Here is a 25,079-nt window from a genome sequence, read left to right as displayed (position 1 = left end):
ACCTTCTCGGGTTGTTGAAACCCGGCGGACACGTTATTCAAGTTGAACGGAGGGGTTTTAATATTATCCTTTTCACCGGGACTTAGTCGGCCGACCGTTCTTCGGTACCACGGCTCAGACCTCGCCGGTTCGTTCCTCCAGTACGGTCTTCAGAATCGTTCGGTGACACCGCTTCTGGTCGGTGTTCTCGTAGCAGACGAGCCACACGTCCCGCGATTCGAGTTCCGCTAGCAGGTCGTCCATCGCCCGCCGCGGTTCGGGGTCCCGGAGGTGGTCGCGGTACCGCTCGTCGAACTCCACCTCGGCCCACGCCTCGTCGTGAGTCGTCTCGTCGGCCGACTCGACCACTCGCTCGAACTCGTTCAGCAAGTCGTCGGGCGGGGCGAGCGCCGGAACGTTTCGGTCGAGATAGTTCTCGATGCCGTAGACGGGTCGTCGAACGACGCCCACCACGAGGTCCTCGTCGTCGGGATCGACGTGGCCGTGCTGGAGCGCGGCGTGGTAGGTGTCGCGGAGTTCGTGCGTAGCGGTCGGCATCGAACTCACAACCCGGTCGGCGCGTCGACGTAGGTCGTCTCTAACCCCCAGTCCTCTGCGAGCGACTGTAGCGACTGGACGCCGAACGTCTCTGTGGCGTAGTGACCCGCGAGGAAGACGGTCAGTCCGGCCTCGCGCGCCTCGTGGTAGACCTTCTGCTTGCCCTCGCCCGTAATCAGGGCATCTGCTCCCGACTCGACGGCTTCGTCCAGCCAATCGACGCCGCTTCCGGTCACGATGGCGACGTCTTCGACCTGCTCCGGGCCGAAGTCGAGGACGCGCACGCCCTGTCCGAAGTGGTCGAGTTCGGTTTCGAGGGTCTCGCGCAGGCGGTCGGTCGGAATCGAGTCGGGCGCGCGCCCGCGCTGGCCGACGTGTTCCGGTCCCATCTGTCCGAACGGCTCCCGGTCTTCGAGACCGAGCAGGTCGGCGATTCCGGCGGCGTTGCCCAACTCGGGGTGGGCGTCGAGCGGGAGGTGGGAGACGTACAGCGCCACGTCGTTCTCGACGAGCGGCGCGATGCGGTCGTACTGGCGACCGGACACGCGCTCGATGCCACCCCACGAGAGACCGTGGTGGGTCACGAGCGCGTCCGCGCCGCTGTCGGCCGCGGCCTCGACGGTCTGCTCGGCGGCGTCCACCGCGAACGCGACGGTCTCGACCTCGCAGTGGTCCGGGCCGACCTGCAGGCCGTTGGCGCTGGCGTCCACGTCGGCGAAGTCGCTGGTACGTAGCTCCTCGTCGTATCGCTCGACTAACTCGGTGAGGTCCATGTTCTATCTCGTCAGTTGCAGAGCGAGGGGCTTGTATCTGTATCTCCGTTCGTCTTCTCGGTTCGGTGTCGAACGGTCACCGGAAGACGACCCGCGTCTTCCGAGCCTTGCTTCGCTCCCGACGACGCTGTGCCAGCGTGTGCCCGAGAGACTAGTAGTCAATTGTGTAGGAAACGTAAAGGGGTGCAAAAGAAACAGAAATATTGCTTCGGTCGTCCGTCCGATCCGTTCGCCGTTCGACCTACTCGGCGTCGGACGCCGGGGAATCGGCATCCGAAACCGAGGAGTCGGCGTCCGAGAACGCGAACTCGCGGAGCAACTTCCCGCCGAGCGCCGCGGACTGGCCGTCGTCGCGGTCGTTGACCTCCACCACGTCGAAGCCGGTCACGTCGCCGGACTCGGCGACGTCGCGGACAACGTCGCGCATCTCGCGGGGGGTGAGGCCGAACGGTTCCATCGTCCCCGTGCCGGGTGCGAATCCCGGGTCCGCACCGTCGATGTCCACGCTGAGGTAGACCGACTCGTCGCCGAACTCCGGCGTCCAGTCGGCCACGTCTTCCGGAGGAACGACCGTCACGTCCGACTCGCTGGCGCGCTCGTACTCCGCTTGGCTCCCGGTTCTCGCGCCGAGGACGACGGCTTCGTCCGCGACGTCGAGAGCGTGGCGGGTCACGGTGGCGTGACTCAGCGGGTTGCCGTCGTACTCCTCGCGGAGGTCGAGGTGGGCGTCGAGACAGACGTAGGTGTCGGGGTCGGTCGCTCGCACGCCCGCGACCGTTACCGTGTGTTCGCCGCCGAGCAGGAGCGGAACGGCGTCGTCCCGCCGGACGTCGGTCAGGACGCCCTCCAGATACTCCAGATACTCCGCGGCGTCGTCCCACGCTCGAACGTCGCCGTGGTCGTGGACCGCGAGGTCCGAGAAGTGTCGGTCGGTGCGGGCGTCGTAGTCGTCGTACGTCCAGGAAAACTGGCGGATTCGGTCGGGACCGAATCGCGCACCGGGTTGGAACGTCGTGGAAACGTCGAGCGGCGCACCCACCACCACGTAGGCCGCCGCCTCGCGGTCGGCGGACGCGCCGGGAAACATCTACTCGAGAATCTTCCGCTGTTCTTCCATCTGGAGGTACTCGATCTCGTCGTCGGGCGAGAGGTCCACGTCACCGGGAGTCTTGATGGTGATGGTCTCGTAGGTTTCGAGGTCCATGACCTGCGCGATGTCGTCGCTCTCGACCGAGACGACCTGACCTTGCTTGCGCTCGACGATGGGGACCCAAATCTTGGCGTCCACGGGTTGGGAGAGACTTCGCTTCTTGCCGTCGAAGACGCCCTCGGCGTCGATGCGGGCCTTCGCACTTCCGTGCTTGCCGGGCTTGGCCGTGCTGTAGGAGTTGATAACGCACGCCGCATCGTCGATCATCACGTAGTTACCTTCTTGGAGGTCTCGTACTTCCTTCTGCTCTTTTGCCATACGCCGGGATAGCGTCCGGGGTAGTATAAACGGTTTGGAATGGGATTTCCAGCGTTTCGGGCCGACGCGATACGTGGCGAGTCGGGAGAGTATCGGGGACGGAGACGGATACCGTCAGCGGACCGAGCGGAGAAGCGAGCGGAGAGAAGCGAACGGAGGGAGCGCGTCAGCGAGGACCGTGAGCGGGCGGGCAGCGAACGGGGAGGGAGGCAACTCGCGGACGGAGAGCGGAGGAGCATCGTCGGGGATACCGACGGGGTGTCAGGAGGTCGTCAGTTGCTCCGGTAACCGTGCCCGACGACCAGCGCGAGCACGTGGGCCGCGAGGAGGACGGCGAAAACCGACCGTTCGTCGGCGGTGATACCGCCAGCGAGCATCGGCAGGTAGACGACCGGGAGGACCACGGCCGACCAGAATCCGGCGAACCGGAACGGAGCCGTGAGCGTTTCGAGCGCCGACTCGACGCCGTCTCGCAGTTCCGAGCGAGTGTCGTCTGGAAGTCGGGTCGTCCGTTCGTTGAGTGGGGAGGGCGCATTCGACATCGTGATGACCTACTCTCACCCAGAACCCCCAACCCCATATAAAGGGGAGAGCGTTAGCGGAAATTTGTTCGTTTTCCGCACCGATGGCCGATTTCTCCTGGTTTCACGATGGCGGCTGACGTTTTACGACGGGACGAGAGCTGTCTAAAAGTTTCAAAACCAAAGCTACGAACGTTTCGACGAATAGCTCCAATTCGTGATACGTCGTATCGACACGAGTGCGCCGACCCCGATTAGCCGTGTCGCTCGATGCAGTCGCCGACCCGCGAGAGTCCCTCTTCCAGTTCGTCGGTCGGCAGGCCGAACCCGATACGGAAGTAGTCGTCGTAGCCGAACAGCTCGCCCGGCGCGAGGACGACGCTCTCTTCCTCTACGACCGTCCGGCAGAACTCCTCGCTCCCCGAGAATCCGTCCGGAACCGACACGAAGCCGTTGACGCCGACCGGGTCGTACCACGACAGGTCGTGCGTAGCGACGAACTCCCGGACGCGCTCGCCGTTGTGCGCCGCGAGTTCGCGATTCTCGGCCAGAATCGACTCCTCGCGCTCGCCGAGCGCCTGACGGGCGAGGTGCTGGCCGAAGACGGACGGCGAGATGGTGGTGTAGTCCTTCCACTGCCACGCTTGCTCTACGACCTCTTCGGGGCCGGCAATCCAACCGAATCGCAGGCCAGCGAGACCGTAGGCCTTCGTGAGACTGGTCGTGCTGATGCCGTACTCGCCCATGCTCGCCACGGTCGGCAGTGGGTCGTCGGACAGCAGGCGATACACCTCGTCGCAGAGGAGGTAGGCGTCGTTGTCCGCCGCGAGGTCGTAGAGCGCCCGGACCCTCTCCTCGGGGTGGTAGCGCCCGGTCGGGTTGTTCGGGTTGTTGAGGACCACGACGGCGGTTTCGGGCCGAATCGCGTCGGCGACGGCGTCCACGTCCAACTCCCAGTTCGGCGGTTCGAGCCACACCCTGCTCACGTCGCCGATGGCTTCCGGCACGGCGTGAAGCGCCTGATAGGTCGGCGTGACGACGACTGCGTGCGGGTTCCGCGCCGCAGAACCGGACGACGAGGCGGCATCGCCGGCGTGCGTCGCCTCGTCCATCAGCGAGAGAAACGCGAGGAAGTTCGCCTCTTGGGCCCCGCAAGCGAACAGCACTTCGTCGGCCTCGCGGTCGTATCGGTCGGCCACCTCGGAACGGAACTCGGGGTCGCCATTGGTCGGGATGACGTAGCCGAGTTTTCCGGGGTTCAGGTCGAACCTGTCGGCTTCTAAGCTCCGGATACCGCTTTCCGCGAGCATGATGTCGGCTTCGTGTTCGTACTCGGCGAACCAGCGTTCGAGTTCGAACGGGGCGATGTCCATGCAGGGCCTACGGCGGGAGGGGAGTAAAGTCAGGGGAAGCCGGAAATCCGTACTCGACGTTCACCGACACGTCCACGTCGCGATTCCAGCAGGTCGAAGCCGTCGAGATACGCGGCCAGAGCGGCGCTAATACCGGACAGTCGGCCCAGTAGACGTAGACGTTCGAGAGACCGACCGACGCGATTCGGGAGACGTCCGGCGGAATCGAGGGTGGACACTTCCACGGAGCCAGTACCCTCGTCGAGTCACACGTACATCAGCGGAACCATCGCCGCGACGCCCAGTGAGAGACCCACGACCAGTTCCCGGTGGCCCTCTCCCGGCAGGTGCTCGCCGGTTTCGAGCGCCTCGGGGATGAACTCGGTGGCGACTAGATAAATCATCGCGCCCGCGGCGAACCCGAAACCGAAGGGAAGGAACTCCTTGGCCCACCGGACGAACGCGAAGGCGATGACCGCGCCGATAGGTTGGGGCAGACTCGAAAACACCGCCGCGCCGACCATCCGCCACTTGCTCACGTCCATCGCGCGCATCGGGATGGCGATGGCAGTCCCCTCCGGGATGTTGTGTATGGAGATGGCGACGGTCATGAAGACGGCGAGGAGAGGCACCGAGAAGCCGAGGACTGGGATGCCCCCTTCGAGTCCCAACTCGGCGAACGAGACGCCCACCGCGACGCCTTCGGGGAAACTGTGGACCGTCAGGATGCCGAGGATGAGGACGAGTTTCTTGAGGTCGCCCTCGGCGAACGCCTCGGCCTCCATCGCGTGTTCGTCGTGGCTGTGACCGCCGCCGTCCGCGTGGACCTCCTCAGTCTCGTGAGTGTGGTCCTCGCCCGCGTGGTCGTCACTCCCCTCGGAGTGGTGTGCGCTCTCGGACGACTCGTCGTCTCCTTCGATGTCGATGGCGTCGAGCGCCCAATCGGCGACTTCCACCAGCACGACGCCCGTGAGGAGGCCGCCGACCATCAGGGTGGGAAAGCCGCCCGCCGCGTAGGCCAACCCCTCGTTGACGAGACCGAACAGCGACGCCGACACCATGATACCCGACGCCACGCCCCACAGCGCGACGTTCCAGCGGTCGCTGAAATCGTCCACGACGAAGAACGGAATCGCGCCGAGTCCCGTCGCCAGCGCGGTCACGAGGCCCGCGACGAACACCAGCACGAGATTCTCCAGTAGTCCCATGTCTCGGTCTTCTCACTACTACTCAAAAAGAGTTTTCCAAAACGCAAACTAGTTTTTGGCTATCCTAAAACGCTCACTCCCCGCCTCGTCGCTGGCGCATCTCGTGACGGGTGAACTGCGGCGTCACCCGCGTCCCCTTGCGCTCGCGGAAGGTCCGGTAGAGCAGGAGCGCGATGCCCACCGAGAAGGCCGCCGCGATTGCGGCCGCCTCCACGTCGGCCAGCGCGTAGAGGAACGCGGTCGAGAACGCCCCGGAGGCCAACAGCATGCCGTAGACGAGGCGCTTGGCCAGCACCTCGAACACGTCGTTGCCGTCTTCCACGTCTGCCCGGACGTAGAAGTCGTCGCGGTCGATGCGGTCCAAGGCGTCCTCCAGTTTCGGGGGGACCCGAACCGACGACCGGACCGACCGCTGAACCTGGTCGCTGGCCTCCCCGGCGAACTGCTTTATCGACTCCTCGCGGTAGCCCTGCTCGGTCAGGTAGTCGGTCGCCACCGAGATGAAGTCGAACTCGGGGTCCAACGTGACGCAGACTCCCTCGACCACGGTGGCGACCCGCAGGACCAGCGCGAGATTCGAGGGCAGTCGCAGGGGGAACTCGTAGATGGTGTCCTCGACCTGTTCGACGATCTGCTGGACGCGGTAGGTCTCGATGTCCTCACCGCGGGCGTCCTCGATGGCGAGTTCCATCACCTTGCCCATCGTCGCCCGGTCGGCCTCGGGACTGAGGGTACCCATCTCGACGAGGGCGTCGAGAATCCCGTCGATGTTCTGATTGGCGACAGCGATGTAGAAGTCGATTATCTTGTTCTGGACGAACTCGTCCACCCGGCCCGACATCCCGAAGTCGTAGAAGACGATGGTGCCGTCGTCGCACACCGCGAGATTGCCGGGGTGAGGGTCGGCGTGGAACACCCCGTCCTCCAGCAGCATCTGGAGGTACGCCTCCTGCAGGTTGACCGCGAGCTCGTGGCGGTCCAGACCCATCGCGTCGAGTTCCTCCACGTCGTTGATTTTGGTGCCCGCGATGTACTCCATCGTCAGCACGCGCGGTCCCGAGTGCGAGTCGAGAACCGCCGGAATCGCCACGGCGTCGTCGCCATCGAAGTTCGACCGAATCTCTTCGAGCATGGCGGCCTCCCGGTCGTAGTCCATCTCTTGGCGAATCGTGCGATCGAACTCGTCGGCGAGGTTCTCCAGCGAGAACGCCCGGGCCTGTCCGAGGAACCGGAGCAGAATCGGAAGCGACCACCGAATCACTCGGAGGTCGGCGTTCACCAGCTCCTCGATGTTGGGCCGTCGAACTTTCACGGCCACCTCCGTCCCATCGACTTCGGCGGTGTAGACCTGTCCGAGACTCGCACCGGAGATGGCGTCGGAATCGAAGTCGTCGAATCGCTCCTCGACCGGACCGAGTTCGTCTTCGAGGACGGCCCGCGCCTCGGCCCACGGCGCTGGCGGCACCTCGTCCTGTAGCTTCGACAGGACGTCCACGTACTCGGGCGGCAGGACGTCGGGCCGGGTCGAGAGGAGTTGCCCGAGTTTGATGAACGTCGGGCCGAGAGTAAACAGCGACTCCAGCAGGGTGTTCGCGCGCTCGACGCGCGTCTGGCTATCGACGCGGCGGGGACCGCCGAACAGCAGGTACCGGCGTCTGTCGCGGGCGTAACTCAGCAGAAGCGGCAGGAAGTGGTACGCGACGACGAAGAACCGCCGGTACGCACGGAGGTTAGCCAGTGTGACCACCCCGCGGGGTCACCGACTCTCGATGGGGATTTCCTGCTCCGGTGTGGCGTCGCGCTTGGGCAGGCGAAGTTCCAGCACGCCGCGGTCGATGGTCGCCTCGGCGCCCGCCCCGGTGGCGTCCGGCGGCAGTGGCAGGTCGGCGTCGAGGAACAGCGAACGCTCCTCTTGGAGGTACGAGAAGTCCATCGGCACGTCTTTCTCCCGACGCGCCTCGATCTCGAGTCGCCCCTCGGCGACGCCCACGTCCACCGTCTTCTCGTTGGCCCCCGGCAGGTCGATGACCAACAGGTAGGCGTCGTCGCTCTCCAGCAGGTCGGCGAACACCGCGTCCGGCAACTCCCGCATGGCCTCACGAAGCGCTGACATACCTGCGTGTTAGGACGGAAGGGCGAAAAAGGGTGTGGTCCGGTCTGCGGGGCTTTCCCACACGTTTTTGCCCGCGGCAGGCGGATTTCCACACATGAGCGAAGAACAACCGGACCGGAAGCAGTCCGGGTTCAAGGACAAGACCCGGGTCGCGGACGCCCGCGAGCGCCTGCTCGCCGCCGCGAAGCCCCACGACCGGACCGAGGAGGTACCACTCGCCGCCGCGGACGGCCGGGCGCTCGCCGAGGAAGTAGTCGCGGCGCGCGACGTGCCCCACTACCCCAGAGCGGCGATGGACGGCTACGCGGTCCGTGCCGAGGACACCTTCGGCGCGAGCGACCGGTCGCCAGAGGTGCTTCGGCACGCAGGCGGCCCCGGGGAGGCCGACGAAGAGGACGGACCGGACGAGGTGACCCCGGACGCCGCGGTCCGAGTCCACACCGGGAGCGAACTCCCCTCCGGCGCGGACAGCGTAGTGATGATAGAGCAGGTGGACGAGTTCGGCGACGAGGTCGAAGTCTTCGATGCAGTCGCGGAGGGCGAGAACGTCGCGCCGGTCGGCGAGGACGTGGCGTCGGGCCAGCACCTCTACGACCCCGGTCATCGCCTTCGGCCCTCCGACCTCGGCCTCCTCAAGTCGGTCGGCGTCGATACCGTGACGGTCCGCGAGCGACCCACGGTCGGGGTGATTCCGACCGGCGAGGAACTGGTCCAGTCGAATCCCGACCCCGGCGAAGTCGTCGAGACGAACGGCCTGACGGTCTCGCGCTACGTCGAGCGATGGGGCGGCCGAGCGACCTACCGCGACGTCGTGACCGACGACCACGACGCGCTCCGGGCGGCCATCCAGCGCGACCTGACCAAGGACGTGGTGGTCACGACCGGCGGGTCCTCCGTCGGCGAGCGCGACCTGCTCCCCGAAGTCGTCTCGGACCTCGGCGAGATCCTGTTCCACGGAGTCGCGCTCAAGCCCGGCCACCCGGTCGCAGTGGGCGTGGTCGAGGAGACTCCCGTCGTCATGCTCCCCGGCTACCCCGTCGCGTGCATCATCAACGCGGTCCAGTTCCTCCGGCCCGCGATGAAGGAGATCGGCGGCCTTCCCCGCCAGTCGTTCCCGACGACCGAGGCGCGCTTGGACCGGAAGATTCGGAGCGAACCCGGAATCCGGACGTTCGCCCGGGTGCAACTGCGCGAGGGGGACGAAGAGGGCGAGCGGATTGCGACGCCGACCAGGGCCTCCGGGTCCGGGGTCCTCTCCAGCGTAGCACTGGCCGACGGGTGGGTCGAAGTGCCCGAGGGCCGCGAGGGGATTCCAGAGGGCGAGACCGTGGCGGTTCAGGACTGGGAGTGGTCGGCGTGACGATGCAAACGAGTTCGTCTCAGCGACGTTACCGCGAACGAGTCGGTCGTGACGACTGCCTCGAAAGCCCTCGCGCGCTCCGCCCCCGCGACCCGTTGCGCGCTTCGGGCGACCCTGCCGGGACGCCCTCCAGTGCTTACGTCGTCGGGGTTCCCGGAGCGCGCTCGCCCTTTCAGTCCGCCGAGGACGGTGAATGCGAAGGACCACGAAACGCGACGGTTGGTCGGCCAGCGACCGGCGCGCGCTGGCGTCGTCGCGCCGACGGCGCGACTGCTCGGCGGGCGGGGGCTTCCCAGCCCTTCTCGTCGATTCCGACTTCTGCGACCAATCCGGCTTCTCCGACCAGTACCCGTCGAACGACCCCGAAAACACCGACCCAGCGAGAATCAGGAGACCGAAACCGATGACCGACAGAAAGGAGTTCAGAGACCTCTCGGACCCCGAAGACGCCAGAGACGCGATCGCCAGCCTCGACCTCACGCCCGACTCCGAGGAAGTCCCCCTCGCCGACGCCCGCGGACGAACGTTGTCCGAGCGAATCGACGCCGACCTCGACGTGCCGGGGTTCGACCGCGCGAGCATGGACGGCTACGCCGTGCGCGCCCGCGACACCTTCGGCGCTGACGAGACCGAACCCGCGAACCTCGAACTCGCCGGGACGGTCCACGCGGGCGAGGAACCAGACGTGAAAGTCCGCGAGGGCCAAGCCGTAGAAATCTCGACCGGCGCCGTCATGCCCGCTGGCGCGGACGCCGTGGTGATGGTCGAGCGCACGGAAGAGTCGGAAGACGGCAGTTCCGTCCTCGTTCGCACCGCCGTCGCGCCGGGCGACCACGTGATGCTCGCGGGCGCGGACGTGGCGGCCGGCGAGCGCGCACTCGGTCCCGGCACGCGGCTCACGGCCCGCGAAATCGGGCTGCTGTCGGCGCTCGGCGTCGAGTCGGTCCCGGTCCGAGGGAAGCCCACTGTCGGCATCGTCTCGACCGGCGACGAGTTGGTCCGGCCCGGCGAGTCGGTAGACAGCGCGGCGGGCCAGATCTACGACGTGAACAGCTACACCATCGCCACCGCGGTCGAGGAGGCGGGCGGCGACCCCGAACTCTACCCTCACGCGGGCGACGACTACGACGAGATGGAGCGGATTCTGCGGGAGGCCGCCGACGAGTGCGACTTCGTCCTCTCGTCCGGTTCGACCAGCGCGAGCGCGGTGGACGTAATCTACCGGGTCATCGAGGAGCGCGGCGAACTCCTCATGCACGGCGTGGCGGTCAAGCCCGGCAAGCCGATGCTCGTGGGTCGCGTGGGCGAGTCGGCCTACGTCGGGCTACCGGGCTACCCCGTCTCGGCGCTCACCATCTTCCGGACGTTCGTCGCGCCCGCGATTCGGCGGGCCGCTGGCGTTCCGGAACCCGTGACGGCGACAGTCGAGGCCCGGATGGCCGCCGAAGAGCGCTACGGAGAGGGCCGGATGCGGATGATGCCCGTCGGACTGGTCGAGGACGGCGAGGCGCACCGCGCCTCGGAAAACGCGAGTAGCGCCACCGGGAGCCTACTGGCCTACGCCGTGGACAAGGGAAGCGGCGCGACCACCAGCCTCGTGGAGGCCGACGGCGTGGTCGAGGTGCCGGCAGACACCGCCTACGTCGCCGAGGGCGAGACCGTCGAAGTCCAGTTGTTCTCGCCCGACGTGCGCCCGCCCACGGTGCTGGGCGTCGGCGAGGACGACCCCGCGCTGGCGCGCTTGCTGGACGCCCTCGAACGACCGCGCTACCTCTCGGTCGGGTCGCGCGAGGGACTGCGCAGACTCCGCGACGGCGTGCCGGACGTCGCGGTCACGTCGACGGACTCCGCGGACGACCGCGGCATCGACGCGACCGAACTCGGGACCTACGAGCGCGAGTGGGGACTGGTCGTGCCCGCGGGTAACCCCGAGGAGGTCGGGGGCCTCGCGGACCTGGTGGACCGCGACCTGCGATTCGTGAACCGGGGGAGCGATTCCGGCCTCCGGACCACCCTCGGCAACGCGCTCGCCGACCTCGCCGACGAGCGCGGCGCGACCCGCCACGACCTCGTGGAGTCCATCGACGGCTTCGAACTCGCGGCGAAGGCCCACGAGAGTCCCGCCAGAAAGGTCGCCGGAGGGCAGGCGGACGCCGGACTCGGCCTGCGCGCGACCGCCGAGAAACTGGGGCTCGACTTCGTGCCGGTCGGTACCGAGACGGTCCGGGTGCTGGCGAATCCCGACCGCGCGGGGAAACCCGGCGTCCGGGAACTAGAGGCAGTGCTGGACGAGGAGTTGGACGCCGTTCTCGCCAATCTGCCGGGGTTCGGTCGGTAGCACCCGGTGACGCTAACTACCGTCTGCCGCCCCGTTGCGCGACCGGGCGGGGATTTCGAAGACCGCTTCTCCCCGACACTCGCGGCCACTCTCCCCCCACCAACGTATAATCACTGAAAGCAAACGAAATCACTTCTCAGAGAAAGATTCTCCTGTCTCAAAGACGGACAGGTCGTGACCGCCAACCCGCCCGCTACTCGTTCAACCGGTCGATGACTCCTTCTCGGACGCTGCGCGTCGTCTCCTTCCGTCCGCGAACCATCGCCACGGTCGAATCTACCTCTTCGCCGATGGTCTCGGGAATCGACCCGAACAGCGCCCGAGAGACCGACCCCGAGCGGGTCGCACCCACGCAGACCGTGTCGAACGCCGCGACCGATTCGAGCAGCGTCTCTTCGACGTCTTCGCTCACTATCACGCTCGTTTCGTAGTCGACGTACTCGATGCCGGCCTGCTCCGCCACGTCGGCGATTACCTCCTCGCCGCGCTCCCGCGGGTCGGACTCCTCGTCGGGTTGCTGGACGTTGAGTAACGTGAGCGAGGCGTCTCCGCGGGTGGTCGAAACGAACTCGGCGGCTCGGCGGGCCGCCACGGGTGCGTGAGGACCTTCACCCGCGAGTGCGACGACGTCCTCGACCGTATCGTCGCGTTCGGTCGTCGCGAGTTTCACCAGCGTGACCTCGCAGGGTGCGTCCTGAACGACCCGGTCGATGTTCGACCCGAGGATGTGTTCGCGGGCGCTCCGCGACCCCTTCCAACCCATCAGCACGTGGTCGGCCTGCTCGTCGTCGATAACGTCGACGACGACGTCGCCGACGTTCCGCCCGACGATTGCTCGCGTCCGGATACCGATGTCGAGGTCTTCGGCGATGTCTCGGGCCGCATCGAGGAGTTCCTGCTGGCGCTGGACGCGCTCTTCCTCGAACTCGACGTCCTGCGAGAGCGACGTTTGCTGTGGCACTTCGATGACGTTGACGGCGATGATTTCGGCGGCCTTGTCTTCGTGGGCGTGCGCGTTGGCGGCCGCCAACCGGAGCAGGTCACGCTCGGTATCCGGATTGGCGACGGGGACGACGACGCGATAGTTTCCTTTGCCGTCCGTCGCAGTCGTCGGTTCCGGCGCGATCGCCTCACCGACCAGTCCCTCGGTAATCGCCCGGTCGCGGGCGTACGCGAAGTACCACGCGATACCCACCACGACGATAGCGACACCGACGGCCTGGACGACGAAACTCATCTGGAGGAGGATGGCGATACAGGCGACGAATCCGACGATAGGGACGACCGGGTAGAGGACGCTCGGAATCTGGAACGCCGGGTCGTAGTCGGCGGGGTCGGCCCGGCGCATCACGACGACTGCGACGTGGACGAGCGAGTAGGTGACGAGATACGAGAAGGACGCGACTTCCGCCAGCGTCCCGATGGGGACGCCGCTGGCGATGAGCGCGAGGATGACCGCGCCGGTCGCGACGATGGCCCGGTAGGGCGTCCGGAATCGGTCGTGAACCTGATTGAGCCAGTTAGTGAGAATCTCGTCCCGGCCCATGGCGAAGTTGACCCGTGCCGCCGACAGGATGGACGCGTTCGCGCTCGACACCGTGGCCAGCATCGCACCGACCACCATGGCGAACGCGCCCACCTCGGCCATCGACAGCGAGACCGGCCCGAGTTCGAGCGTTCCGAACGAACTCATCATCGTCTCGGCCACGCGGGCGACCGGAATGTTCGTGTCGGCGAGGACGTCGATGGAGAGGGTCCCCGTGCTGACGAACATCACCAACACGTAGAGGAGCGTCGGCGTGACGACCGCCGCAATCATCGACAGCGGGAGGTTTCGACTCGGATTCTTGATTTCTTCCGCACTGGTGGCGATGACCTCGAACCCGATGAACGAGACGTAGATGAGTCCGGCGGTGGCCGCGACCGCGGGCCAGCCGTTGGGGTTGAACGGGGCGAGCGTCTCCATATCGACGTTCAGGAGGCCGAACGCGATGAACACGACGATGAGGCCGACCAGCGCGAGGACGATGACGTTCTGGAGCGCGCCGGTCTCCTTGACGCCGTAGTAGTTGACGCCCGTCAGGATGGCGGCCATGACGAGCGCGGCGACGGCCACGCCGGTCGAACCCATCGGGACGAAGTAGGTCAGGTACTGACCGAACCCGAGCATGTAGAACGCCGACGCGAACATCAGGCCGGCCCACATGCCCCACCCGACGATGCTCCCGAAGAAACTCCCGAGCGACTGGTTCACGTAGTAGTAGCTACCGCCGGCTTTCGGCATGCCCGTCGCCAACTCCGACAGCGAGAGCGCCGCGAGTAGCGAGACGAGACCGCCGATGGTGAACGAAATCATGCTCGCCGGTCCCGCCGCCTCGGCGGCGATGCCCGGCAGGACGAAGATACCCGCGCCGATCATCGTGCCGAGACCGATGGTGTACGCTTCGAGGAAGCCGAGGTCGCGGGCGAGTTCCTGGTCCGTCATCCGTCACCTCCCTCGCCGCTCGGCAGAACGACGACCGGCCGGTCGGCGTTCTCGATTAACCCCGTAGCCGTGTCGCCCGTGAGCAGTTTGAGCCACCGACTGCCGCCGCGAGGCGTGAAGACGATGGCCGACGCGTCGAACTCGTCGGCGGCGTCGAGAATCGTCTGGGCGACGTCCGTTCCGTACAGGATTTCTGTTTCGACGTCGATTCCCTCTCCAGCGAGCGCCTCCTCGACTACCGCGAAGACGTCACGTGCTTGGCTCTCGCGCTGTTCGACGGAGGCTTTGTCGGGCGCACCCCCAGCCTTCTCGACGACGTGGACCGCCAGTACGTCACCGGCCTCGTCGCGGAGTCGAGGGAGAACACTTTCGGCGGTCGTTCTGGCGTCCGCTTCGGACGCAACTGGGAGAACGATTCGTCGAAATAGATTGTCTGTCATGTGTGTCGATACCTGGTCTTGAGAGGCTGTTTAATCCTTATTGTATATAAAGGTGCTTTTGTAACCGTAAATTCCTCCGTTCTAATTCCTCGTTCCCGTATTCGGCCCCAGTTGAACACGATCGCTTCCACCCGCTCGGTCCGTCGGTATCGGCCCTGGCACGGCGAACGAGAAGTCAGAAGCGGTTTATCCGCCTACGCCGAAATCGGAGTATGAGCGTTCGCTTGGACGAAATAGACAAGCGTATCCTTTATCATCTCGCGCGAGACGCGCGCGGCGTCTCCGCGCCCGACATCGCCGAAGAGGTCCACGTCTCGGCGGGAACGATTCGAAACCGCATCGAGCAACTCGAAGACGAGGGCGTGGTCGAGGGGTACCACGCGCGCATCGACTACGAGCGCGCCGAACGTCGGCTCACGAATCTCTTCATCTGTTCGACCGACGTTCCCGACCGCGAGCGCATCGCCAAACAGGTCGCCGACATCCCCGGCGTCATCGGCGTCCGTGAACTGATGACGGGGCGTGGCAACCTGCACGTCACTGCGGTCGGCGAAGACATGGCCGACCTCTCGCGGACCGCCCGCGACCTCGCGGGTCTCGGTATCGAAATCGAAGAGGAGAATCTCGTTCAGCAGGAGTACTGCGGCCCCTACGACGCATTCGGTCCCGAAGACGAGGGCGAAGGTCACTCGATAACTGACTTCATGAACCTCTCGGGCGGCGCGGAGGTCGTCGAACTGGCCGTCGGCAAGTCGGCCCCGATTGCGGGTCTCACGCTTCAGGAGGCGAACCAGAGGGATATCATCGACTCGGAGGCACTCATCATCTCGATAGAGCGCGACGAGGCGATGCTCACGCCGAAGGGCGACACGCACGTCCGCCCGGACGACGTGGTGACGCTCTTCTCGCGGACCGGCATCGGCGACGAGACCATCGCCGCGTTCGACGGGTCGTAGGTCCGAGTTACCACGGAAGGGTAGCCATCAAACCGTGGAACACCGTTGGAGCAGTCCAGCGGAGGACGCTCGCACCGAAGCCGAACCCCACGAGCGCCCAGAACACTGCGAGGGCGTTCTCGTCGGTGTCTCTACCGAACGGCGTCGCGATGACGACGAACGACCCCGTGCAGAGACAGGTGAAACAGCCAGCGATGAACGCGAGTCCGGCAAAATACGGGTCGGACGTGGGAGACAGGACGGGGTAGTCGGGTGTCCAGACGGTAGTGGAGAGACCGAGAACACCGAAGAGTACGTAGAGGAAAAGACCGATACACGAGAGTAGTACACCGTCGAACGAAAGTTGGAGTACCGTTCGACATCCTCCGCTGATCCAGTGGGCTACGTCGCCGGCCCACGTGTGAGTCGGACGGTCGTTGTCGGGGGGACTGGGCGTCATTGCAACGAGGGAGTCACCGAGTGCCCGCTGGTCGTTTTCTCGTCGGTCCATCGCTGTTCTCCACTGGAACTCGGACCGACCACCTCCTGAAGACGAGAGCGACGAGTTATCCCCAATAATACTGTCATTTAGTGGGGAGCACTCCACGCTGGCGTATAAAACTAGGTACAGTATACGAACCCCACTTATAACTCTCCTTTCTTGATGAGAAGTTTTAAGCCATCTCAGTCAGGTCTTGCGTAGTGATGGCAATACGTGGAACAGTGCGGCAGGACGATACGTGGAGTTCGACCGAGGGACTTTCGGCTCACGTCGTCTCCCGACCGAAAGACGACGAGTAGAGATGAACCGCCAATTCGAGACTATCGGTCGTGACCTCGGGCGGATGCTCGAAGCCCTCGCAGTGCTTACGTTCGCCTCGCTCCTGATTCCGCTCGTCTGGGGTGAATACTACGCGATACCGCCGATAGCGGTCTCCGGGTTGGTTCCGTTCGCGATCGGAGAGTGGCTCACCGCGCGATACGCCGACGCCGCCGACCCCGGACAACTCCACGGGATGACCATCGCCGCGTCGGGATGGTTCTTCGTCGCGCTCTTTGGCTCACTACCGTTCCTACTCGTTGCGTGGACGGTTCACCTGGACCCCGGTGTCCTCGGTACACCGAACCTGACCGGGCGGGCGGCTTCGACACTCGCGGCGTTTCGCGACCCGCTCAACGCGTTCTTCGAGTCGATGTCAGGATTCACCGGCACGGGATTGACGATGACAGACGACGAGAGTTCCCTGCCCCACACGCTCCAGTGGTGGCGGTCGTTCATCGAGTGGGTCGGCGGCGTGGGCGTCATCGTCCTCACGACCGCCATCCTCGCCCGGCCGGGGAGCGGGTCGCTCACCCTCTACGAGAGCGAAGCCCGCTCGGAGAAGATTCACCCGAGTATCGTCTCGACGGTCCGAACGATTTGGTGGATCTTCCTGCTGTTCACGTTCGTCTCCGTTCTCCTACTGTGGGTCGCCGGGATGCCGATGTGGGACGCCATCAACCACGCGATGACCGGTCTCGCAACGGGTGGGTTCTCCATTACGGACAACAGCATTGCGACCTACGACAGCGTCGCTATCGACTTCGCTCTGCTCCCTGTCATGGTCCTCGGAAGCATCGCGTTTCCGGTTCACTACCTCATCTTGCAGGGCGACCTACGGAACTTCTACCGGGACCTCCAGACGCGATGGGTGTTCCTCTATTTCACCGTGGGAACGCTCGGTCTCACGGCGATACTCCACTCGAACGACGTGTACGCGCCTTCGTCGGTAGTTCTCGGAGGTGTCACGCTGAACGGAACCGTCGCGTCGCTGTTCCAGTCGTTCCGATACGGGGCCTTCCAGTTCGTGTCGGCGGCTTCCTGTACCGGTTTCCAGACCGCCGGGTCACTCGGGACCGACTGGTCGCCACAGGCCCAACTGCTCGTGTCGTTCGGGATGGTCGTCGGTGCCGCCGCGGGTTCGACCGTCGGCGGTATCAAACTCGTCCGTGCACTGACGCTCGTGAAAGGAACGAGGTTCCGAATACAGGACGTCTTCTACCCTCCCTCCGCGGTACGGACCTTCAGCCTCGATGGTCGGCAACTCTCGGACGAGGAGGCGTCCAAGGAGTTCGAAGAGGCGGCCATCATCACGTTCCTCTGGTTCGTGTTTCTCGCGCTCGGAGCGTTCGTTCTGCTCGTCGTTCTTCCCGTCGGCGGTACCGACGGATTCACGCTCGAAAACGTCCTGTTCGAGGTCGCGAGTGCGCAAGGAAACGTCGGTCTCTCGTCGGGCATCACGGGACCGAGCATGCCGACGCCCGCGAAGGTGATGTTCCTGTTCAACATGTGGATCGGCCGCCTCGAAATCATCCCCGTGTTGGTTCTCCTTCGGGGAGCCTTCACGCGGTTCGGAGGGTACAAATGAAGACAGATAGCGTTCCGATCGTCGGCGAGTTGTTCGCCGCAGGCCCCAGCGACCGAGTGTTCGACTCGTTACTCCTCGCCGGACCGCTCCTGATAGTCTTCGTCGCTCTCGTCGGCCGGTCGCTACTCACGACGCTCTTGACAGTGAGTTACCTCGCGACGTTTATTGGATACACCTTTTTCAAGGCCACGACGGAATCGTGAACTCCCAACGCGATACGGTCCCTGAGATCAGGGACGTCACACTCGGTGAAGAAGAGTGTCACTACCGGACGAGACCGATGAACTCCCAATGTAAGGACGGTCCTTTCGTGTCTTCCGGATGGTTCTCCACCCGGACGTGATACAGATACGGCCCGTGAGGGCACTCCGCACACCCCTGCGCACACGATTGCCGCTTGACGACCTTCGTGTAGCCGTCTCGTTCCTCTACTTCGAGGATTTCCTCGCCGGGTCGCTCTGCGAGCAAGTCCTCCACCGTCGGCGGTCGCGGTAAGAGCGACTTGGCGTACGAGATAACGGCACGGAGTTCCGACTCGTCGAGTTGGGAGAGACGTTCTCCGAAGTCGTCGGGGAGTTCCCGCGACGAAGAACGGGAGGGTTCGGACCCGTCGGCTGAATTCGGCGACATAATTCGTACTTCGTAGTTATCCTATTTAGAATTGTGGAACTAGTATCGGGTGTTTTTATACCATTTCGCATTCCGAAAAAGAGTATGTACGTCGTCATCGTTGGCGCGGGTGACATCGGTTCTCAACTCATCGGTTTCGCTACTCGGGAGAGTCACGACGTCGTCGTTGTCGAGAGAGACGAGACGGTAGCCAACAGTATCGCCCAGAACTACGACTGTCTCGTGATGAACAGGGACGCAACGACGATGGACGCGCTCGTGGAAGCAGGTGGCGACCGAGCAGACGCCATCATCAGCACGACCGAATCCGACGCCACGAACGTCATGGTGATGCTCCTCGCGCAGGAACTCGAAATCCCCTCCCAGGTGTCGGTCGTCCAGGATGCGGAACATATGACTCTCTTCCGCCGACTGGGCGTCAACGTACTCGAGAATCCGGAGCGACTGATTGCAGAGTATCTCTATCGAGCGGTCCAACGGCCGTCGATCAAGGACTTCATGCATCTCTCCGGCGAGGCGGAGATCTTCGAGATCACCGTTACGGAAAAAAGCCCGGTCGCAGGTCGGACGCTCGCCGATGCCGACGAAACGGGAACCATACCGGACGACGTTCGGATCGTCGCCGTCGAGCGTAACCACTCCGTCCTTCTGCCTCAAGGCGACACGCGGATACAGGACGGCGATTTAGTGACGGTGTTCTCGAAACAGGGCTTCAATTCGGAGATTATCCGAACGTTCGTCGGTGACGAGTCGTAGCCGAGGACGAGCGTCAGTTGGTTTCCGCGTCCGAAACGTCCAGCGTACCCTCCTCGACCGTCTGGGCCTCGCGCTACCACACCATCTCGAACTCGATACTCTGTTTCGCCTCTTCGTCACCTTCCGTCCAGTCGGACTCGCCTTCCATCTCGAACGTCACCGGTTCGGTCGGGTTCAGCGCCACCTGCTTCCCACCGAGTTCGAGCGTCACGTCGCCGCCAGCGTCGAGTTGGTCGGCTAACTCCCGAACGTACGTCGCAATCCCTGCTCGGGACTTCTCGGCTTCTGTTTCGAGTACCCCCATAATCGGTTGCCAACGCGCATCGCAGTAATCGGACGGGGTGATTCTCGACGGGCGACAGTCGGCGAATCAGCGCGGGTTCAGGCCGTAGATGAGCGAGCGCCCGAACACCAACACCGGGATGATTTCGAGGCGGCCGATCCACATGTTGAGGACGAACATGGCCTCGGCCAGCGGGTTCATCTCCGGACCGGTGATGCCCGACGAGAGACCGACGTTCCCCTGTGCGCTGGCGACTTCGAAGAGCGCGTCGGCGTAGTTGAAGTCAGGCCCGGCGACGTTCACCAGCACGAGCGAACTGACGACGAGCAAGCCGATCCAGAGCAGACTGACGATGGCCGCCTCGCTGAACTCGCGCTCCATCTCGTTTCGACCGAGGTTCCGCCCGTTTATTTTCGCGGTGACGACCGCACTTTCGGGCAGGAACACCCGAGAGAACTGCCAGATGATACCGCGCCCGATGGTGTACGCCCGGATGAGTTTGATGCCACCGACCGTCGAACCGGCGGCCCCGCCGATTACCATCGCTATCGAGAGCAACAGTTTCCCGCCGTCGGCCCACTCCCCGATACCCGACGACTGGAAGCCGGTACACGAGAGGGCACTGATCCACTGGAAGGTAGAGTCTCGGACCGCAGTGGTCTGTGCCGCCGAGAGACCGACCGTCTGCAACCCGGCGTAGTTCGCCGCGTCGAACGCCGCGGTGACGACCGTCGCGTTCTGGATAGAGAGGACGACGATGCCAGCCCCGAACAGGATGAACAGCCATCGGGTCTGTAAGTCCTCCCAGAACGGGTCGGCGTCACGATTCGAGAGGACGACGTAATGAATCGGGAAGGCGATGGCCCCGAGCGCCATTATCGGCAACAGCACGGTCTCGATGAGCGGGGAGTCGTAGGTGGCGATGGAGTTGTCCGTGACGGAGAACCCTCCGGTCGCCAGTCCGGTCATCGCGTGGTTGAGCGCCTGCCAGAACACCTCCCACGTCGGCAACTGAGACCCGTAGTCCGACAGCGAGATGGCGACGAACATGGCGACGATAGAGAACGCGGTGTAGAGGACGAATATCTTCCAGACCGTCCGGACCGTCGAGATGATGCTCGGGTGAATCTTCTCCTCGCGGGCCTCGCTCCGGTAGAGGGAGTAACTTCCACTTCCGGGCCGAGCGAGGATGGCGGTCGTGAGGACGATGACGCCCACGCCGCCGACCCACTGCATGAGCGACCGCCACCACTGAATCGTCCGCGGGAGCGTCGGTTCGTGGACCGCCATCGTCAGTCCCGACCCGGTCCACCCGCTCATGCTCTCGAAGAAGGCGTGCAAGGGGTGGCGGAAGTAGACCAGACTGGAACGGGACTCCACTCCGAGAATGGTCACCGCCTCGTAGGCGTCGGGTCGAGGTGCCGACAGGACGTACGACTCCATGACCTCCGGCGGGGTGAGGTGAGCGGTCAGGAGGAACGGAATCGCGCCGAAGAACGCGACGCAGAACCACCCGGAGGCGGCGATTACCATCCCGTGTTTCATCCGGGGGTCGGGGGCGTCCGCGAACACGCGCCGCGCGCCGAGACCGACTGCGGCGGTGAGACCGGAAGCGACGAGGAAGGAAACTGCGCCGTACCATTCACGGAAGATAGCCGCGACCCCGACGGTTACGACCATCAACGCGGCCTCCATCGCGAGCAGCGACCCGACGTCACGCGCGATGATAGCGAGGTCCGCGGGAATCTGACGGATCGTCCGATTCCGTCCCATGTCAGACTTCGTCCGAGGCGACGTTGTGGTCCTCGAAGTGACCGAACACGTCGGTCACCTCAGGCGTCGCACCTTCGCCCGAGTACACCGTCACGAGGTCGCCAGCGTGGATTTCCGTGTTCCCGCGAGGCGTGATGGGTTGGCCGCCACCGTTGCGCTCGATGGCGACGATGAGCATGTCCTCTTCGAGCAAACCCTCGGAATCTGCCTGTTGGATGGTCTTACCGGCGATACCCGCGTTATCGCCGACCCGAATCTCGAACACTTCCGCCTCGTCGCCGATGCGCATGTAATCGACGATGGACGGTCGCTTGACCGCCCGGTAGAGATACTCTGCGATGAGGCGCTGGGGATTCTGCATCGTGTTCACGCCGATTCGGGCGAACAGTTCCATGTGTTCGGGGTTGTGGACGACCGAGACGATGTTGGGAACGTCGAGTTCCTGAGCGAGTAGACTGACCATGATGTTGGTCGCGTCCTCATCGGTCGTGGAGATGAGTGCGTCAGCGCGGTCGGCACCCGCGTCGATAAGCGTCTCCTTCGTCGTCGCATCGTCGTTGAGTACGAGACAATCGTACGCCGAAGCCGCGTAGTCGGCCTTTTTCTCGTCGCGTTCGATGACGACGACTTCGTTGCCGCCAGCCGTCGCTATCTCGATGAGAGGGCTGCCGATGTTTCCGGCACCGACGATAACGATATACATCGTGCATCATTCGCTCCGGTACGCCCGAAAAGGTATCGTTATCGTCTGATTCCGAAGAACCCGCCGTAGGTAGGTTCGAGATGCCGTCTCAGTCCGCGCTGGCGTTAGCCAGCAGTTCGTCGAAAGTCTCGACGCGGTAGTCGCCGAGGACGCACTGTTCGCGGCGGTGGTGGCCGTGGCGCTCGACGTGAATTGCGTCGAGTCCGGCGTTCCACGCCGCACCCACGTCGCTCGCGCCGTCGCCCGCGTACACGCCGTCGTGACCGTTCTGGTGGACGCCGATCTGCTCGCGGGCGTGGTGGAGCGGCGCGGGGTCGGGCTTCCATCCCAACTCCTCGTCACAGCAGATGACGGTGTCGAACCAGTCGCGGATGTCGAGTTCGTCCAGCACGGGGTTGGCGAGGAACGGCTGGCAGTGGGTGACGAGTCCGACCGGGCAGTCCAACTCGCCGACGAACGCGGCGTCGTCGTAGAGGTACGTCTCCTCGGCCCGGCGCTGTGGGTCCTCGATGTCGTGGAACGCGGGCCAGAAGTCCTCGGGGTCGATGTCCCACTCTCGCAACTGGTCGTTGCGGTTCCCGCCGAGGCCGTGCCAGAGGATCTCGGCCTCGCGGTCGGTGAACTCCCGACCGAGACGGTCGCCTACCCGGTCGAACACCGAGCGCGGATACGACCAGTCCACGTCGATGAGGGTGCCGTCTAAGTCGAGCAACCAGTAATCGTACTCGCGGGCGACCATAGGGACAGACATGTAGGTGCTCGGGAAATTTAAACGTTTTCCGGTTACATCCGACGGCGGTTACGCGAGAAGCGACTGGCCAAACCACCGTGGGGCTTTCTGAACGCTCTCCGACCAACTCCTGCGGTAGAGTCCTATCTCTGCACCTCCAGCGAACTCCCGAGATACTTGTTCAGCACCTCCGAGACCGAATCGGCGTTGAACGTCCCGAGGTCGGTTCGTATCTCGTCTTTCAGCGCCTCCAGATACTCCTCGTCGGTCTCCAGCGCGCGGTACTCGGCCGACAGCACCCTCGCGCCCAGTTCCTCCTCGGTCAGTCGCCGGAAGTGGCGCTCGTCGTTTATCTCGCCGCGCCAGAGGTTGTCGCGGAAGAACAGCCATCCTTCCTCGCCCGGCGGGTCCGCATCGCGGTAGAGCCGAGTCTCGAACTCGTCGGGGTCGAGCGAGACGCCGTCGGTTTCGGGTTCGACGCGGAAGCGGACCGTGAAGACGTATCTGGCGTCCATCGCTGTCGGAGGCGAATCAGCGCAGGTCGTTTGTCAGTTCGGCCATCTCCACGTCGGCGTCGGTGATGCCCCCTTCCTCGTGGCTGGTGAACCGGACTTCGACCTCCCCGTACCGAATCTCTATCGTCGGGTGGTGGAACTCCTCTTCGGCGAGTTCGCCGATCTCGCTCGCGAACGCGACGCCTTCGAGGTAGTCGTCGAACTCGAAGACGCGGACGATTTCGTCGTCGACGCGCTCCCAACCGTCGGGTAGCCGAGCCTGAATCTCGTCGTCGGAAAGCAGGTCTGCCATGCGTGTGAGTTCGACGTTATCGCAGATAAAGTTCGGTGGCGCAGCGTCGAAGCAGTTCTACACGAACGCGACGACCGGCGTCAGTCGTCGTCGCCAGCGATCATCGCCCGAACGTCGTCGGGCATCTGCTCGGCCACGTCTTCGGGAATCTCGCCGCCGAACTGTTCTCGGACGAACGCGGGGGGTTGGCCGTCCTCACCGAAGTCGGGGTCGAACAGTTGGAGCGCCGTGTTGATGGTCCCCCAGTCGTCCTCGGCGGCGGCGTCCCGCAGGCTCTTGGTCGGCGGCGCGAGCAGTTGCGAGACCAGCGCGTCGGCCAGCGACGAGACGACTTCGCGCTGGTCGTCGGTGAGGTCGCCGCGGGCGTCGAGTTTCGTGAGTGCCTCCGATAGTTCGCGTTCCTTGACGCGCTCTGCGCTCTCGTACATCGCCGAGATGACCTCGTCGGCGCGCTTGCGCTTGTAACTCTCCAGCAGGTGAGCGAACTCCCGGTCTATCATCGACTCGACCGATTCGGCGGCGGCCCGACGTTGGCGTTCGGTCTCGTCGGTGACCGACTCCAGTGCCGACATGCCGTGGACGCTCACGCCGTTCACCGTGTCCGCGGCGGGTGATACGTCCCGCGGTTGTGCGATATCTACGACCAGCACCTCCCCCGAACCGCGGAAGTCGTCGGCGGTGAGGACGTGAGTCTCGCTCCCCGTCGCGCTGACCACCACGTCCGCGGAGTCGAGCGCCGAGGCGAGGTCGCTCAGCGCCAGCGTGCGCACGTCGTCGTGGTCCACCTCTCTAGCCACCTCGGCCGCGCCGTCGAGCGAGCGATTGGCGAGGTAGAGCGTCCCGACGTCGGCGTCGGCGAGGGCGTGGGCCGCGATGGTCCCCATCTCGCCCGTGCCGACGACCAGTCCGGTCGCCTCGGCGAGGTCGGTCCTGTCGCCCAGCAGTTTCACCGCCGCGCTCCCGACCGACACCGCGCCGTCGTTGATGTCGGTCTCGGTCCGTGCGCGCTCGCCGACGTGGATGGCTTTCGTCACTGCCGCGTCCAGCATCGGACCGAGCGCGCCCGCCTCGCGGGCCGACTCGTAGGCGTCTCGAATCTGTCCGAGTATCTGGTCCTCGCCGAGGACGAGCGATTCGAGTCCGGCCGCCACCCGCAACAGGTGTCGGAGACTCTGCTCGTGGCTCATCTCCACGACCGAATGACCGCCTACGTCGGGGGCGAAGTCGGCCAGCGCCGCTCTCCCGGCCGCGTCCGCGTCGGTGACGACGTAGGCTTCGAAGCGGTTGCACGTCTGGAGCGTGAAGGCTTCGTGAACCCCCGGTACGTCGAGGAGTCGTTGGAGAACCATCTGTTCGTCGGCGTGGCAGGCAGCCTCGACCTCGTCCAGACTCGCGCGGTCGTGGCTGACCCGAATGCCCGAGACGACGCCCGTCGCCGCACTCACGGGGATCGCCTCCC

26 protein-coding genes are annotated in these 25,079 nt (G+C 64.7%); 6 read left to right on the top strand and 20 right to left on the bottom strand.

The annotated features are described in order from the left end of the window. Nucleotides 1-114: 114 nt before the first annotated feature. From E2484_RS09950 to E2484_RS09910, 9 genes are all read right to left on the bottom strand, one after another. Nucleotides 115-537 (bottom strand): DUF488 domain-containing protein, encoded by a 423-nt coding sequence (locus E2484_RS09950; protein ID WP_137285037.1) that lies wholly within the window; start codon nt 535-537, stop codon nt 115-117. A gap of 5 nt (nt 538-542) precedes the next feature. Continuing rightward, nucleotides 543-1,310 carry a Nif3-like dinuclear metal center hexameric protein gene (locus E2484_RS09945; protein WP_137285036.1) on the bottom strand — a complete coding sequence of 256 codons (768 nt, stop codon included), beginning with the start codon at nt 1,308-1,310 and terminating at the stop codon, nt 543-545. A gap of 241 nt (nt 1,311-1,551) precedes the next feature. Continuing rightward, nucleotides 1,552-2,397 (bottom strand): agmatinase, encoded by an 846-nt coding sequence (speB, locus tag E2484_RS09940; protein WP_137285035.1) that lies wholly within the window; start codon nt 2,395-2,397, stop codon nt 1,552-1,554. Further along, a complete protein-coding gene (locus E2484_RS09935) occupies nt 2,398-2,778 on the bottom strand; it encodes a translation initiation factor IF-5A (RefSeq protein ID WP_137285034.1) in 381 nt (126 codons plus the stop codon). A 272-nt stretch (nt 2,779-3,050) separates the two neighbouring features. Next, nucleotides 3,051-3,320: a hypothetical protein gene (locus E2484_RS09930; protein ID WP_137285033.1), complete on the bottom strand. Its 270-nt coding sequence runs from the start codon at nt 3,318-3,320 to the stop codon at nt 3,051-3,053. 233 nt (nt 3,321-3,553) lie between these two features. Continuing rightward, nucleotides 3,554-4,672 (bottom strand): aminotransferase class I/II-fold pyridoxal phosphate-dependent enzyme, encoded by a 1,119-nt coding sequence (locus E2484_RS09925; RefSeq protein ID WP_137285032.1) that lies wholly within the window; start codon nt 4,670-4,672, stop codon nt 3,554-3,556. 245 nt (nt 4,673-4,917) lie between these two features. Beyond that, on the bottom strand, nt 4,918-5,859 hold the full coding sequence (locus E2484_RS09920) for a ZIP family metal transporter (protein ID WP_137285031.1): 942 nt from the start codon (nt 5,857-5,859) through the stop codon (nt 4,918-4,920). Between the two features lie 73 nt (nt 5,860-5,932). Further along, nucleotides 5,933-7,606: an ABC1 kinase family protein gene (locus E2484_RS09915; protein ID WP_137285030.1), complete on the bottom strand. Its 1,674-nt coding sequence runs from the start codon at nt 7,604-7,606 to the stop codon at nt 5,933-5,935. Between the two features lie 9 nt (nt 7,607-7,615). After that, complete coding sequence (locus tag E2484_RS09910; RefSeq protein WP_137285029.1) at nt 7,616-7,972, bottom strand: Hsp20/alpha crystallin family protein; 357 nt, start codon at nt 7,970-7,972, stop codon at nt 7,616-7,618. Nucleotides 7,973-8,066: 94 nt separating this feature from the next. Between E2484_RS09910 and E2484_RS09905 the strand changes: the two genes are divergently transcribed. Both E2484_RS09905 and E2484_RS09900 read left to right on the top strand, forming a co-directional pair. Next, nucleotides 8,067-9,332: a molybdopterin molybdotransferase MoeA gene (locus E2484_RS09905; RefSeq protein WP_137285028.1), complete on the top strand. Its 1,266-nt coding sequence runs from the start codon at nt 8,067-8,069 to the stop codon at nt 9,330-9,332. 403 nt (nt 9,333-9,735) lie between these two features. Continuing rightward, a complete protein-coding gene (locus tag E2484_RS09900) occupies nt 9,736-11,670 on the top strand; it encodes a molybdopterin biosynthesis protein (protein WP_137285353.1) in 1,935 nt (644 codons plus the stop codon). Between the two features lie 193 nt (nt 11,671-11,863). On the opposite strand, the gene E2484_RS09895 is transcribed toward E2484_RS09900, so the two are convergent. After that, entirely contained in the window at nt 11,864-14,155 is a 2,292-nt protein-coding gene (locus tag E2484_RS09895) for an amino acid permease (protein WP_137285027.1), read from the bottom strand. Continuing rightward, nucleotides 14,152-14,595, bottom strand: a complete 444-nt coding sequence (locus E2484_RS09890) for a universal stress protein (RefSeq protein WP_137285026.1) — start codon at nt 14,593-14,595, stop codon at nt 14,152-14,154. Before E2484_RS09890 ends, E2484_RS09895 begins: the two co-directional genes overlap by 4 nt. Before the next feature lie 212 nt (nt 14,596-14,807). Between E2484_RS09890 and E2484_RS09885 the strand changes: the two genes are divergently transcribed. Further along, nucleotides 14,808-15,551, top strand: a complete 744-nt coding sequence (locus tag E2484_RS09885) for a winged helix-turn-helix transcriptional regulator (protein WP_137285025.1) — start codon at nt 14,808-14,810, stop codon at nt 15,549-15,551. Between the two features lie 7 nt (nt 15,552-15,558). On the opposite strand, the gene E2484_RS09880 is transcribed toward E2484_RS09885, so the two are convergent. Further along, complete coding sequence (locus E2484_RS09880) at nt 15,559-16,041, bottom strand: hypothetical protein (protein WP_137285024.1); 483 nt, start codon at nt 16,039-16,041, stop codon at nt 15,559-15,561. 292 nt (nt 16,042-16,333) lie between these two features. Here E2484_RS09880 and E2484_RS09875 point away from each other — a divergent pair, with 292 nt between their 5' ends. Both E2484_RS09875 and E2484_RS09870 read left to right on the top strand, forming a co-directional pair. Next, complete coding sequence (locus E2484_RS09875; protein ID WP_137285023.1) at nt 16,334-17,938, top strand: TrkH family potassium uptake protein; 1,605 nt, start codon at nt 16,334-16,336, stop codon at nt 17,936-17,938. Continuing rightward, nucleotides 17,935-18,141 carry a hypothetical protein gene (locus tag E2484_RS09870; protein WP_137285022.1) on the top strand — a complete coding sequence of 69 codons (207 nt, stop codon included), beginning with the start codon at nt 17,935-17,937 and terminating at the stop codon, nt 18,139-18,141. The genes E2484_RS09875 and E2484_RS09870 overlap by 4 nt, the downstream gene beginning before the upstream one ends. 61 nt (nt 18,142-18,202) lie before the next feature. On the opposite strand, the gene E2484_RS09865 is transcribed toward E2484_RS09870, so the two are convergent. After that, the gene (locus tag E2484_RS09865) at nt 18,203-18,568 is read right to left on the bottom strand and encodes a hypothetical protein (RefSeq protein ID WP_321112276.1); all 366 of its coding nucleotides are present in this window, start codon (nt 18,566-18,568) and stop codon (nt 18,203-18,205) included. Nucleotides 18,569-18,652: 84 nt separating this feature from the next. Here E2484_RS09865 and E2484_RS09860 point away from each other — a divergent pair, with 84 nt between their 5' ends. Then, the gene (locus tag E2484_RS09860; protein ID WP_137285021.1) at nt 18,653-19,324 is read left to right on the top strand and encodes a potassium channel family protein; all 672 of its coding nucleotides are present in this window, start codon (nt 18,653-18,655) and stop codon (nt 19,322-19,324) included. Between the two features lie 73 nt (nt 19,325-19,397). Here the strand turns inward: E2484_RS09860 and E2484_RS09855 are convergent, their stop codons facing one another. The 7 genes from E2484_RS09855 to hemA form a co-directional block, all read right to left on the bottom strand. Further along, complete coding sequence (locus tag E2484_RS09855; protein WP_137285020.1) at nt 19,398-19,628, bottom strand: amphi-Trp domain-containing protein; 231 nt, start codon at nt 19,626-19,628, stop codon at nt 19,398-19,400. Nucleotides 19,629-19,694: 66 nt separating this feature from the next. Then, nucleotides 19,695-21,380 carry a potassium transporter TrkG gene (locus E2484_RS09850; protein WP_137285019.1) on the bottom strand — a complete coding sequence of 562 codons (1,686 nt, stop codon included), beginning with the start codon at nt 21,378-21,380 and terminating at the stop codon, nt 19,695-19,697. A 1-nt stretch (nt 21,381) separates the two neighbouring features. Then, nucleotides 21,382-22,083, bottom strand: a complete 702-nt coding sequence (locus E2484_RS09845) for a potassium channel family protein (protein ID WP_137285018.1) — start codon at nt 22,081-22,083, stop codon at nt 21,382-21,384. Nucleotides 22,084-22,171: 88 nt separating this feature from the next. Beyond that, a complete protein-coding gene (locus E2484_RS09840; RefSeq protein ID WP_394347901.1) occupies nt 22,172-22,834 on the bottom strand; it encodes an HAD family hydrolase in 663 nt (220 codons plus the stop codon). Between the two features lie 122 nt (nt 22,835-22,956). Continuing rightward, the gene (lwrS, locus tag E2484_RS09835) at nt 22,957-23,328 is read right to left on the bottom strand and encodes an LWR-salt protein (protein WP_137285017.1); all 372 of its coding nucleotides are present in this window, start codon (nt 23,326-23,328) and stop codon (nt 22,957-22,959) included. Nucleotides 23,329-23,344: 16 nt separating this feature from the next. Further along, nucleotides 23,345-23,620, bottom strand: a complete 276-nt coding sequence (locus E2484_RS09830) for a 4a-hydroxytetrahydrobiopterin dehydratase (RefSeq protein WP_137285016.1) — start codon at nt 23,618-23,620, stop codon at nt 23,345-23,347. An 80-nt stretch (nt 23,621-23,700) separates the two neighbouring features. Continuing rightward, nucleotides 23,701-25,065: a glutamyl-tRNA reductase gene (gene hemA / locus E2484_RS09825; protein ID WP_137285015.1), complete on the bottom strand. Its 1,365-nt coding sequence runs from the start codon at nt 25,063-25,065 to the stop codon at nt 23,701-23,703. Nucleotides 25,066-25,079 lie beyond the last annotated feature (14 nt).

It is taken from the genome of Halorussus salinisoli (assembly GCA_005239435.1).
In the GTDB taxonomy this organism is placed as follows: Archaea; Halobacteriota; Halobacteria; order Halobacteriales; family Haladaptataceae; genus Halorussus; species Halorussus salinisoli.
This window is presented reverse-complemented; position numbering and strand designations above follow the sequence as displayed.